The organism is Collinsella sp. CLA-ER-H5, from assembly GCF_040092375.1.
In the GTDB taxonomy this organism is placed as follows: domain Bacteria; phylum Actinomycetota; class Coriobacteriia; order Coriobacteriales; family Coriobacteriaceae; genus Collinsella.
This window is the reverse complement of sequence record NZ_JBBNLR010000011.1, coordinates 52,958-65,242: the sequence shown is the minus strand read 5'-3', so window position 1 is coordinate 65,242 and position 12,285 is coordinate 52,958. Positions and strand designations below refer to the sequence as shown.

Below are 12,285 nucleotides of genomic sequence, written 5' to 3'. Positions count from 1 at the left end.
AGCATCACGGTCGCTGGCATCGCATGGCAAAACCTGTTACGGTCGGCGAGACGGTAATGTCTCCTTGTTCAATGGTACATGCGAACGCGCCGCCCGCATCGCGAACGGCATCGATGCAGGCATCGGATGGATGGCCGTAGCGGTTGCCCTCGCCCGCACTCGCCATAGAGAGCTCGGGCTTAAGCGTTTCCAGCAGGTCTTTGTCGACGGAAACTTTTGAGCCGTGATGCCCCAGCTTGAGCACATCGATATCACCCACCTCCTGTACAAACTCGCGCTCCTGATCGAGCTCGGCATCACCAGTGAGGAGCATACGCAGGCTCTTGCATTCCCGGGCATAGGAGAGCAGCAAGACAAGCGAGTCCTCATTGCCCTCGCCATCCACCGTGTCAAACGGCCACATCACACGAGCCCGAAATGCGCCGATATCGACCGTATCCCCGCGAGCCACCTGCCGATACGTTACGCCGGGGCGATTCAGGACCTCAGCAGGCGCACCGTCCAGCGCATCCGCTGCAACTGCAATGGTTCCAACCGAAAACCGATCGAGCACATCGGGAAGACCACCCCAATGATCTTCGTCCCAATGTGTCACGAAGACGGCGTCGATATGGTGGACATTGTTGCGAACCAACGCCGCTACCACGCGCTCGTCGAGCCCGCAGTCGACGAGCGCTACTGCGCCGCCCTCGCGGATAAGAATCGCATCGGCCTGGCCCACATCGAGTACCGTCACCGAAGGCGGAGCGAATCGATCCCAGTAGACGTACGGAATCGCAGCCAAGAGCACCAGGCATGCAAGCCCCACCGCCATAAGACGTGCACGGGGACGCGGCCACCAGACCAGCAGAACCGCCAGCAAACACGGCACTAGGTAAATCCACATGCTATCGGGCGGCACGCTCACGGATGCACCCGGCACGGCGGCAAACAGCTGCTCGAAAAACAGCGCGCAACGGGCGGCAATCATGGGCACAACGAGCGCCCAAGTCCGCAACGGTCCCACGAGCGAAAAGGGAACCAGCACGATGGACACAGCAAGCAGTACGCTCACCACCGGACCGATGACCGCATTTGCCAACGGAGCAATGAGCGAGAACGTACCGAATGCAGGAATGGTAATGGGAAGGGTCGCCAACTGCGAGCACAGCGTGACGGAAAGCATGCCGGCAACGCCCGATGGCACACCCAGCTCACCCAAAGCGTAGGTCGCATAGGGGCAAAAGCACAGAATGGCTAAGACGCTAGCACATGAAAGCTGAAAGCCCATCTCGAACAGCACCGTCGGCCTCAGTAGCACAAAGATGGACATGGTTACGAAGAGTGCCGATGCGCCGTGCCGACGACGACCCGCTCCGTTTACGACAAGCGTCGCGAACACCATGCAGCACGCGCGCACGGCCGAGGGAGACGCGCCCGTAAAGGCAGCGTAGCCCACAAGCGTTATCGCCAATATCACCCGCTGAAAACCACGTGAGCACCGAGTCTTTTGCAATACGCCCTCGATCACAAACCCCACGATAGCCAGATGGCTGCCCGAGACGGCGATAAGATGCGCCGTTCCCGTCACCGAAAACCAGTCGCCCGCCGGCTGGGCGCGCAGCTCGGCCGAACGACCACAGACGACACCGGCTATGAGCGCACGTGCCGGGTCGGTCGCAGGCGCGATGGACGCAAGCAGCCAATTTCGCAGCCGAAGCAGCGGCCCCGGAGAGCCCTCATCGACCGACACAATCCGAACGGCTTTAACCTTGCGCACCTCGCCTCGGAGCGCGCGCAATCGTCCATACGCATCGTTCTCAAAACGTGAAACGCGACCGATAACACGCACGTGCGCCCCGACCTTGAGCTCGCGGTCGCACGATAGGCGAACCGTTGCCAAGTTCTTACCGTCCGCGCGTACCTCGCAGGTATAGGAATACACGTCGTCGTTTATGGATGGATCACCCTGCACGACAAACTCGAGGCTGCTTGCCGCTCGACCGTCGAGCGCCTTCGAGGCGTTGAGCGCGCCCGCAGCCCACCACGCCGAGACGACCGCTCCCGCCACGAGACCGACGGACGCGGCATACAGCCACCGCTTCCAAGGGGCAAGCCGCGCACAAGATTGAGCCAGCACAACGAATACCGTCGCCGCAACGGGAATGGCCCATAGCAGCCCGACCGCCGGCGCCTGCTCCCTCAGCAGCGCATCAGCGGCCACGTTGAGCACCAAGGCGCAGCTCATGCACATGCCGGCACACAGGGCCATCGTCCACGGTATCAGGGGCCGCGGAGGCATCACATGTTCGCGCTCGGTCGCACTCATACGCAGATGCAATCTTTGATTTTGGCAAGCTTCTTCTCGCCGATTCCCGACACACGCATCAGATCGTCAACCGAGGCAAAAGCACCGTTCTTTGTACGCTCATCGATAATCGACTGTGCCACGGAGGGACCGATGCCCGAGAGCGTCTGCAGCTCTGCCGCGCTTGCCGTATTGATGTTGACTAGGCCCGTTGCGCCACTCACGCCCAATGATGCGGAAGCCCCACCATCAACACCGGCTTCCGCAATGGACGCCTGCTGCTCCCCCACCGTTGGAACGTGAATCTTCTGCCCATCGACGACCTTGGATGCCCGATTGAGCCCCGTAACGTCTGCCGCGGGCGCCAGCCCGCCGGCGGCATCTATCGCCTGAGCCACCCGCGCGCCGTCCTTGACGCGATATACACCGGGCGACACAACGGCACCATCAACATCGACATAAACCTCTGCCGCGGCAGACGCCTTAGACGAAGAGCCTTCGGATGTCTTTCCGCTCGAGGCATCGCCGGATCCCGGCTCCACTAACGAGCCCGAACCATCAGTGCGCTCAAACGACACGCCGCCAGTACCGCCGCCAAGGTTCGCCATCGCCAAGCCGCTCGCCATCGCAATGACGACCAGTATCGCCATCACCACTGCCTTATGACCGAGCAGCTTGTCCGCCAAGCGGTCCATCCGTTTGACCCGTTCGTGTTGTTCGCGCTGCGCCATAGCAAAACCTCCCAACAACATCGTGTCAGGAAAAGAGTCCTGCAACAGCCATTCTCCAAAACCGGTTTTCGCGGTCAAACCAAAAGCCGACCAAAACCTTGCGAAATACTGTCCATTTATTCAGGCACACGTCAGCAAATGAACACTTAGCCGCAAAATGCCCAGATAGCAAAAGACCGACGATGCAGACGCATCGTCGGTCTATGCACAAAATTACTCGTGATCTTGGTAAATCTCACGCGTAGCAAGCTCCGAATGTTTGCGTTTTAAGGTCTTAGGGGCCTTATACGTGTTGCTCTCGAAGTCAATGTACTCGGTCTGCTTGAGCAGGTGCTCGATCATCTCCTCATGATCGAACAACTCCCAGGCCTCATGCACGGCATCGAGTTTAGCGTGCGTCTCGGGACGACGCGGCATAAACAGCGTGCAGCAGTCGGGAGCGGCCTCAGTCGAAATATCGAACGTACCGATCTCCTCGGCACGCGCGATGATCTCCTGCTTGTCCGAACCGATGAGAGGGCGGAACACGGGGATCTTCACGGCCTCGTTGACGGCCATGATGTTCTCAAGCGTTTGGGAGGCAACCTGCCCAAGCGATTCACCCGTAACGATGGCCTTGGCACCCTCGATGTGTGCAATGCGCTCGGCAACCGAATACATAATGCGGCGATACATAATCACGCGCAGGTTGCTGGGACAGGTGACCGAAATCTCACGCTGGCAGTCGCCAAACGGCACCACGTACAGGCGGCCGATCTGGACACCTGGCTCAAGCGCACGGATGATGTCCTGCACCAAATACTCGCTCGTATCGGACGTCTGCGGACGACCGGAGAAATGTACCGGCACGCACACCGCGCCGCGACGCGCGAGCATCCAGGTCGCCACCGGAGAATCGATACCCGACGACAACAGCGTCACGACCTTGCCGGCAGAACCCACCGGCAGACCGCCCACGCCACGCTCGGAGCGCGCATACACGTAGACGCTACCCTGGACCACCAGTACGTGCACCATCGCATCGGGGTCGCGCATTTGAACCTTTTTATCGGGGAAGGCCTCGCACAGTACCTCGCCCACCTGACGATTGATATCAATCGAGGTGAGCTCATAGTCAGTATTGGAGCGCTTGGCGTGCACCTTAAACGAATCGAAAGGACCAAACTCGCGCAGTGCCTTCACGGCGGCGGCGCAGTACTCTTGCGGGTCGCGGTTGGTGTGATACGCCAAAGACACACGAGCAACGCCGGGAACGGTGCGAATGACACGCGCCGCCTCATCGGCCTGATGCTCGTTAAAGGTCACGAGAATATAACCGGAAATTCGAGACACGGCATTCACGGAAAAGGCGGCCAAGGCCGCCTTGATGTTATCCATGAGGATATGCTCAAAATGTGCGCGGTTCTTACCCTTCAGTCCAACCTCGTGATAGTGGACCAGGCAGACGCGAGCCGCCATTTAGGCTTCAGCAACCTTGTGGCCGAGCGCCTTCTCGTAACGGGCCTCGTCGTAAGAGATGTCGCCGTCGACAATCTCGTCCATAGCCATCGAAATGGTATCGGCACCGGAAAGCCCGATGGTGATGTCATCGACATCCTGGACGGCAAGCACGCGGTTGTGCTGGCCACGCAGCATGCTGTTAATGTCGCAGGCGCGCTTGGAGGCAAGCGAAGCGAGCAGGAAGCGGTTGTGATCGGTCTTCTCCAGAAGATCGTCAATGCAAGGCTTTACAACGGACACGGACCTCAGATCCTTTCATGCATATCGAGAACGCGAACGAGCTCATCGGTCGCGCGGTCGAGATCGTCATTAACCACGACGTCGTCGTAGCGGTCGGCAAGGGCAAGCTCATCGGCGGCGTTTGCCATACGCAGCTCAATCGTCTCGGGCGTCTCGGTACCGCGACCGACCAGGCGCTCGCGGAGTACCTCAAGCGAAGGCGGCTTGATAAAGATCAACACGGCCTCGGGGAAACGCTCCTTCACCTGCAGGGCGCCCTGGACATCGATCTCCAAAATCAGAGATGCGCCAGAGGCGAGCTTGGATGTGACCTCGCTCACCAACGTGCCGTAGCAGTTACCGTGGACCTCGGCCCACTCAACAAACTCACCGTTTGCCACGCGGCGGTCGAACTCCTCGCGCGTCAGAAAAAAGTAGTTGACGCCGTCGACCTCACCTTTGCGTGGTGCTCGCGTGGTAGCCGAAACCGTCAGGCCCAGGTTCGAGCGGCGCTCGCGCACACGAGTGACGAGCGTACCCTTCCCTGCGCCTGACGGTCCAGAAATCACAAAGAGCTTGGAATCCTGAGCGCTCACTTATTTGGTCAGCTGCTCGAGGAGCTGCTCGCGCTGACGGACGCCGAGGCCCTGGACGCGACGGGTAGCGGAGATACCAAGCTCCTCCATGATCTTGGCGGCCTTGGCCTTGCCATAACCAGGAAGAGACTCGATGAGGGTGGAAACCTTCATGCGGGAAGCGATGGGGTCATCGGAGTTGAGCACGGACTCGAGGGACTTCTCGCCCTTCTTGATCTGCTCGCGAAGCTCAGCGCGGGCGTGACGTGCGGCAGCAGCCTTCTCAAGAGCCTGCTTACGCTGCTCATCGGTAAGCTGAGGGAGTGCCATTCGTACCTCCAAATAGTTGGGTTATATCTGATTCAATAATTGGCATTTTAGCACGTAGAACGTACAAAATGCCCAATCGCGGCTCCATAGGTTAGACGATACCCGCAAAAAGTGCAATATACTGCGCCCAAAGTTAAGCCCCTGACCTGCGATTCCACACAAAGGATGGGAAAGTTTACGCAGGCACAGGGGCTATTTTGTGCTAATGAGACCCAAAAGTGGTGACTTAGGGGAATCTTTTACGCGATGTTTTCGACCAGCTCGGCGACAATGGCGTCAAAGGCGGCAACCGGATCGTCGGCGCCGGTGATGGGACGGCCCACCACAATGTGGCTTGCGCCACGCTCGATAGCCTGGGAAGGCGTCGCCACGCGGGACTGGTCGCCTAAGGCGGCACCCACCGGACGCACACCCGGAGTCACGATCAGGGCATCAGGACCCAGCAGCTCACGCATGTCGTGAGCCTCCATCGGCGAGCACACGATGCCATCGATGCCGTTGGCCTGAGCGAGCTTTGCCAGGCGGGCGGCCTCCTCGGCCACCGGCGACTCGACGCCAATCTCGCTCAAGGCATCCTGATTCATGCTCGTGAGCACGGTGATGGCGACGAGCTTGGCGCGGTCCTCGCGCGCCTCCTCGGCACCCTCGCGGCAGGCAGCGAGCATGGCGCCCGAACCCAAGCCGTGAACCGAGAGCAGGTCGGCACCGGCAAGCGAGGCCGAACGGGCGGCACCGCGAACCTGATGCGGAATATCATGGAACTTAAGGTCAAGGAAGACCTTAAAGCCCAGGTCCTTAAAGGTCTTGACGATCTCGGGGCCCTCAGCGTAATAGAGCGTCATACCAACCTTAAGCCAGGCGGCATGGCCCGAAAGCTCGTGGGCAAGCTCGAGCGCACGCTCGCGGTCGCAGTCGAGAGCGACGATTACGCGGTCGCGGGCATCGGTCTCTAGCATTCGAAAGCACCTACCAGTTCGTTGATGTCCTTCACGCCTTGGGACTCAGCCCAGGCCTCGAGCTCGTGCGCGATCTTGAGCGAAGCGCACGGATCGACGAAGTTGGCCATGCCGACCGACACGCAGGTGGCGCCGGCCAGGATAAACTCAGCCGCATCCTCGCCGGTCATGACACCGCCGACACCGTTGATGGGGATATCGACGGCCTGGGCAACCTCCCAGACCATGCGCACGGCGATGTGGTGGCACAGCGGGCCCGAAAGGCCGCCCTTGGGCTTGGCCACGCGGGACTTGCGGGTATGGACGTCGATGGCCATGCCCTGGATGGAGTTGATGACTGAAAGGCCGTCGGCGCCGGCAGCCTCGAGGGCCTTGGCGATCTCGGCGACGTTGACCGGAGCCATCTTCACGAACAGCGGCTTATCGGTCACCTTGCGGCAGGCAGCCATAACGGAAGAGGCGCCCTCGGGCGTGGAGCCCATGGCGGCACCGCCGGCGGCGATATTAGGGCAGCTCACGTTGATCTCGTAGCCGGCAGCCCAGGGGCACAGCTCGACATACATCTCGAGTGCGCGGACAAACTCGTCAACGGAGTGGCCGGCAACCTGACAGATGACCTGGCAGCCGTCCTTGGACAGCTGTTCGAGCCACGGACCGGACTCGCGGGCAAAGGCGGCCACGCCGGGGTTCTGAAGGCCCACGGAGTTGATCATACCGCCGGGAATCTCGGCCATGCGGGGCGCGGGATTGCCGGGCCAGGGCTCGGCAGCGCAACCCTTGGTGGTGATGGCACCCAGCTGGGAGACATCAAAGAAGTTCTGGAACTGCCAGCCGTAGCCAAAGGTACCGGCTGCGGTGTTGATGGGGTTTTGCATCTTGACGCCGCCGAAATCGACGGCCATGTTCACGGTACCCACTAGAAGACCACCACCTTGGAAGCATCGAACACGGGGCCGCACATGCAGGCGCCCTTCATACCGTCGACCGTCTCGACATTGCAGGTGTTGCAGGCGCCAAAGCCGCAGCTCATCATGCGCTCGAGCGACACCTCGCAGTACGCGCCGGCCTCGGCGGCAGCGGCGGCGACCTTCTTCATCATGACGGCGGGGCCGCAGCTGGCCACATAGTCGTAGCCGCCCTCGCCGAGCAGCTCGGATGCCGGGTCGGTGCAAAAACCGTGCGTGCCCAGCGTGCCATCATCGGTGCACACGTTAACCGTATCGCACAGCGCGCGGAACTCATCGACGCCCACGGCCTTGGACGCGGTGCCAAAGCCCAGGCACACGTCGACGGCTACACCCTGCTCGGCAAGCTTGTCGGCAAGGCACAGCACGGGCGGAACACCGATGCCACCGGCGACGAGCAGGGCCTTCCTGGTGCCCTCGGGTACCATCCAGCCACGGCCACCGGGGCCCAGCAGGTTAGAGGTGGAGCCAGGGCCCATCTGGGACAAACGACGGGTATCGTCGCCCACGACGGCGTACCACAGCTCGACGGTGCCAGCCTCGGCGTCGGCGCGGTAGTAGCTCAGGGGCACGCGAAGCAGCGAGGACGCATCGCCGGGTACGGCGATGTTCACAAACTGACCGGGCTTGAGCGCACTTGCAAGCTTGGGGGCCGAGATGACGAGCGAGAAGATGCCGTCGGCAATCTCCCGGTTCGAGACGACCTCGAAGTCGTGCATGCGTGCAGTGGAAGGTGTGGGCATAGACGCTCCAATCCCCCATGCGGTTGCATGGTCCAAACGAACAGAAAGCGCGGCACCGCAAGGGCGCCGCGCACAAAAGCGATAAGGCTATGCTAGCAGATGCAGCCGTCGGCAAGCGTCTGCTTACCGCCGACAAACACATCGGTGGCACGACCGGTGAGCGTGCGGCCGGCAAAACCGGAGTTCTCGGCGCGCGACTCGTAACCGTCCTCGCCAACCGTCCAGGTGGCGGACGCGTCGAACACGGTCAGGTCGGCAACGGAGCCCGCCTTGACCTGAACCTGGTCGAGACCCAGGATCTCACGCGGCTTGATGGCCATGAGCTCGACCATGCGGCCCATGCTCATCTTGCCCGTGTTGACCAGCTCGGTGAGTACGAGCGACAGCGAGGTCTCGAGGCCGATCATACCAAAGGGCGCAAGCTCGAACTCACGGGCCTTCTCCCACGGGGTGTGAGGAGCGTGATCGGTGACGATAACGTCGACGGTGCCGTCGATGACGCCCTGACGGATGGCCTCGGCATCCTCCTCGGTGCGCAGCGGCGGATTGACCTTGAGCGAGGTGTTGTAGGTCTCGTCCAAGTCGTTCTCGGTCAGAAACATGTGGTGCGGGGTGGCCTCGCAGGTCACCTGGACGCCAGCGGCCTTACCGGCACGCACGAGCTCGAGACCGTGAGCGGTGGAGATGTGCTGGATGTGCAGCTTGGCACCGGTCAGCTTGGCGATCTCGATGTCGCGGGCGATCTGGAGCTCCTCGCCGGCAGCCGGCCAGCCCTCGAGAGCCAGACGGGTCGAGACCTTGCCCTCGTTGATCTGGCCGTGGCCGACCAGGTCCTCGTCCTGGCAATGGCTCATAAAGACCTTGCCGAACATCTTGCCGTAGTCCATGCAGCGACGGAGCATACCCGCGCCCTGCACGCCGCGACCGTCGTCGGTGAAGGCGACGGCGCCGTGGGCGACCATATCGCCCATCTCGGACATGGCCTCGCCCTTAAGACCGCGGGTCATGGCGCCCGACGGATAGACGCGGCAGTGACCGACCTCGGCAGCGCGGGACTTGACGAACTCCACGACGGTGCCGTTATCGGTGACGGGATCGGTGTTGGGCATGGCGCACACGCCGGTAAAGCCGCCCTTGGCAGCTGCGCGGGTGCCGCTCTCGATGTCCTCTTTGACCTCGTAGCCGGGCTCGCGAAGGTGAACGTGCATATCCACCAGGCCAGGGACGAGGTACTTGCCGGAAAGGTCGCGGACCTCGGCTCCCTCGACGGCGAGATTCTCGCCGACCTCGGCGATCTTGTCGCCGTCAATCAGGACGTCAACGACACCGTCAAGCTCGACGGACGGGTCGACGACGTGGGCATTCTTAAGAAGCAAGGCCATTATCGGCACCTCCAAGCAGCAGATACAGGATAGCCATACGCACGCAGATACCGGCGTAGACCTGCTCCAGGATGACGGAGCGTTGCGGGTGGTCGGCCATATAGGAGTCGAACTCGACGCCGCGGTTGATGGGGCCCGGGTGGCAGATGATCGCATCGGGCTTCATGAGCTTCTCGCGGTCCTTGGTCAGACCGAAGAGCTTGTGGTACTCACGAATGGTCGGGAACGGGGCACCCTCGAGGCGCTCCTGCTGCACGCGCAGCATGTAGACGACGTCCAGCTCGGGCAGGACGGAATCGAGGTCGCTCGTCACGTGGTCGCAGCCCAGGACCTCGGGCGCCGGCGGCAACAGCGTGCCGGGGGCGACGGCGTAGGTCTCGCAGCCCATGATCTTAAGGGCGGGAATCAGCGAGCCGCAGACACGGGAGTGCGCGATATCGCCGACGACAGCGACCTTCAGACCGTGGAAGTCACCCTTGTGCTCCCAGATGGTGTACAGGTCGAGCAGGGCCTGCGTGGGATGGTTGTGCTTGCCGTCGCCGGCGCAGATGACGCTCGCGGGCGAGTTCTGCGTGACGATGTAGGGAGCACCGGCGTGCTTATCGCGCACGACGATGCAGTCGATCTTATAGGCGTTGAGGGTCTCGACGGTGTCGACGAGGCTCTCGCCCTTGACCGTGGAGGTCGAGGAGCCGCCAAAGTTGAGGCTGTCGGCCGAAAGACGCTTCTCGGCGAGCTCGAAGGAGCTACGGGTGCGCGTCGAGGGCTCGTTGAACATGTTGACGATGGTCTTACCCTTGAGCGTGGGGACCTTCTTGATCGCACGCTCGTTGACCTCAGAGAACGCCTTGGCGGTCTCGAGGATGAGCTTGATGTCCTCTTCGGAGTACTCGGTAATGTCGATCAGGTGCTTATGGTTGAACGCCACGGTACTACTCACCTCCCAGCGGCGCGGAGCCCACGTGGGAACCCGGCGCGACGTCGTTAATCTCGACGGCGGTGTGGCCGTCGACTTCCTTCATATATAGGTGCACGTTCTCCTCATGCGACGAGGGAACGTTCTTGCCGACAAAGTCCGGCGAGATGGGGAGCTCGCGGTGACCGCGGTCAACGAGAACTGCCAGCTCAATACGGCTCGGACGGCCCAGGTCCATGACGGCGTCCAGAGCAGCGCGGATGGTACGACCCGTGTACAGGATGTCGTCCACCAGCACGACGCGCTTGCCGTCGACGCTAAAGGGAATGTTGGTGGCGTGGATCGCGGGAGCGAAATTGGTCGCATAGTCATCGCGGTAGAAGCTGATGTCCAGGCTGCCGAGCGGAACTTCGACGCCCTCGATCTCCTTGATCTCCTCGGCGAGCTTCTTTGCCAGAAGGTCGCCGCGCGTGACGATGCCGACCAGAGCGAGGTCTTCACAGCCCTCGTTGCGCTCGAGAATCTCGTGCGCGATGCGGGTCATCGCTCGATTGACGGCGGTCTCGTCCATGATGACCGCCTTGGGGGAAGTCGTGCCCATCGATCTCCTTCCTCACATGTCTTGACTGCTGACACAGTCAAAAAAATAGATGCCCGACCGCTTAAAGCGGACCAGACACCCACAGGAAAGGCTGCTCGCATGGCAGCTATGTAATTCCATGTGGGTATCTCGTACCCCTTTAATGGTCAAGGGATAGTGTAGCCAACCTCGAGCTTAATTGCGAGCATAAATACAGAGCAATCCGTAAACGGAGCCCAATGCTCCATAAACCTATATATATTTGTGGGACGAGCTTGAAAACGCACGCACGAGCTGGCATAATCCCCTCTGCTGCACGCAAATCGGATCTACGTCCAGGGCCGTGGCGTGGGCACTATCGCCAAAAGAGGAATATCTCTGTGTAGATTGCGCACAGGGAGCGACTTCTGTGCTATAGTTCAGGCTTGTTTGTTAACGCGACATGTTCGTTTGTCGCCCAAGGAGGGTCAGTTATGTCCAAAGTTTGCGAAGTTTGCGGTAAGCACCCCGTTGCCGGTCGCTCCATCAGCCACTCTCACCGCGTCACCAACCGTAAGTTCCGCCCCAACATCCAGCGCGTCTACGTTGTCGTCGATGGTCACCGTCGCAAGATGAACGTTTGCTCCACCTGCCTCAAGTCTGGCAAGGTTGCGCGCTCCTAAATAAGGTCTTACCAACAAGTACCTCGGACTCTCCGGGTCAAAGACCTCGCGTTCATATAGAACTTACCAAAGGCGTCCTCCCCTACGGAGGGCGCCTTTTTGCACTCATTGGGGACAGACTTACATGAGTGTTTGCAGATGTCAAAGGGATCGTAACCCAGCTGGTATGCCCTGTAGCTTGACCAGCGGTACGCCTCGATTGAGCCAAGCGCACCTTTCACGAGATTGAGACGAATATAGTCGAGCAGCTGCACCGCCTGCGTGTCTGACTCAACCGCGACCCGCGAATAGCAATTGTCAAGAAGATGCCCCGTTCTTCCCGTTTTCCGATTGAAATTCTCATGTAAGTCTGTCCCCAATGAGCGGGGCGATGCAGCAGGCAGATAGTTTTAGTTAAAGCGTTTCAGTTTATTGAAGCGTTTTAGTGTGCCTTTTACGG

General features: G+C 60.7%; 13 protein-coding genes. 1 reads left to right on the top strand and 12 read right to left on the bottom strand.

The window, feature by feature from the left end; genetic code table 11:
• Positions 1–4: 4 nt before the first annotated feature.
• From AAAX31_RS05700 to pyrR, 12 genes are all read right to left on the bottom strand, one after another.
• Positions 5–2,308 carry a DNA internalization-related competence protein ComEC/Rec2 gene (locus AAAX31_RS05700; RefSeq protein WP_349076491.1) on the bottom strand — a complete coding sequence of 768 codons (2,304 nt, stop codon included), beginning with the start codon at positions 2,306–2,308 and terminating at the stop codon, positions 5–7.
• Complete coding sequence (locus AAAX31_RS05695; protein WP_349076489.1) at positions 2,305–3,018, bottom strand: helix-hairpin-helix domain-containing protein; 714 nt, start codon at positions 3,016–3,018, stop codon at positions 2,305–2,307. The genes AAAX31_RS05700 and AAAX31_RS05695 overlap by 4 nt, the downstream gene beginning before the upstream one ends.
• A gap of 213 nt (positions 3,019–3,231) precedes the next feature.
• The gene (thiI, locus tag AAAX31_RS05690; protein ID WP_117770323.1) at positions 3,232–4,476 is read right to left on the bottom strand and encodes a tRNA uracil 4-sulfurtransferase ThiI; all 1,245 of its coding nucleotides are present in this window, start codon (positions 4,474–4,476) and stop codon (positions 3,232–3,234) included.
• The gene (locus AAAX31_RS05685) at positions 4,477–4,758 is read right to left on the bottom strand and encodes a DNA-directed RNA polymerase subunit omega (RefSeq protein WP_035138532.1); all 282 of its coding nucleotides are present in this window, start codon (positions 4,756–4,758) and stop codon (positions 4,477–4,479) included.
• A gap of 5 nt (positions 4,759–4,763) precedes the next feature.
• The gene (gmk, locus tag AAAX31_RS05680; protein ID WP_006236131.1) at positions 4,764–5,333 is read right to left on the bottom strand and encodes a guanylate kinase; all 570 of its coding nucleotides are present in this window, start codon (positions 5,331–5,333) and stop codon (positions 4,764–4,766) included.
• Positions 5,334–5,642 carry an integration host factor, actinobacterial type gene (mihF, locus tag AAAX31_RS05675; RefSeq protein WP_006236130.1) on the bottom strand — a complete coding sequence of 103 codons (309 nt, stop codon included), beginning with the start codon at positions 5,640–5,642 and terminating at the stop codon, positions 5,334–5,336. It abuts the gene before it with no gap.
• 239 nt (positions 5,643–5,881) lie between these two features.
• Positions 5,882–6,598 (bottom strand): orotidine-5'-phosphate decarboxylase, encoded by a 717-nt coding sequence (gene pyrF / locus AAAX31_RS05670; protein WP_117770322.1) that lies wholly within the window; start codon positions 6,596–6,598, stop codon positions 5,882–5,884.
• Complete coding sequence (locus AAAX31_RS05665; protein WP_022094721.1) at positions 6,592–7,515, bottom strand: dihydroorotate dehydrogenase; 924 nt, start codon at positions 7,513–7,515, stop codon at positions 6,592–6,594. Before AAAX31_RS05665 ends, pyrF begins: the two co-directional genes overlap by 7 nt.
• Positions 7,515–8,282 carry a dihydroorotate dehydrogenase electron transfer subunit gene (locus AAAX31_RS05660; RefSeq protein WP_117770351.1) on the bottom strand — a complete coding sequence of 256 codons (768 nt, stop codon included), beginning with the start codon at positions 8,280–8,282 and terminating at the stop codon, positions 7,515–7,517. The genes AAAX31_RS05665 and AAAX31_RS05660 overlap by 1 nt, the downstream gene beginning before the upstream one ends.
• Positions 8,283–8,398: 116 nt before the next feature.
• Complete coding sequence (locus AAAX31_RS05655; RefSeq protein WP_117770321.1) at positions 8,399–9,688, bottom strand: dihydroorotase; 1,290 nt, start codon at positions 9,686–9,688, stop codon at positions 8,399–8,401.
• A complete protein-coding gene (locus AAAX31_RS05650; RefSeq protein ID WP_035138537.1) occupies positions 9,672–10,616 on the bottom strand; it encodes an aspartate carbamoyltransferase catalytic subunit in 945 nt (314 codons plus the stop codon). Before AAAX31_RS05650 ends, AAAX31_RS05655 begins: the two co-directional genes overlap by 17 nt.
• A gap of 4 nt (positions 10,617–10,620) precedes the next feature.
• Entirely contained in the window at positions 10,621–11,205 is a 585-nt protein-coding gene (gene pyrR, locus AAAX31_RS05645; RefSeq protein WP_117770320.1) for a bifunctional pyr operon transcriptional regulator/uracil phosphoribosyltransferase PyrR, read from the bottom strand.
• 452 nt (positions 11,206–11,657) lie between these two features.
• Here pyrR and rpmB point away from each other — a divergent pair, with 452 nt between their 5' ends.
• Complete coding sequence (rpmB, locus tag AAAX31_RS05640) at positions 11,658–11,846, top strand: 50S ribosomal protein L28 (RefSeq protein WP_022094725.1); 189 nt, start codon at positions 11,658–11,660, stop codon at positions 11,844–11,846.
• Positions 11,847–12,285 lie beyond the last annotated feature (439 nt).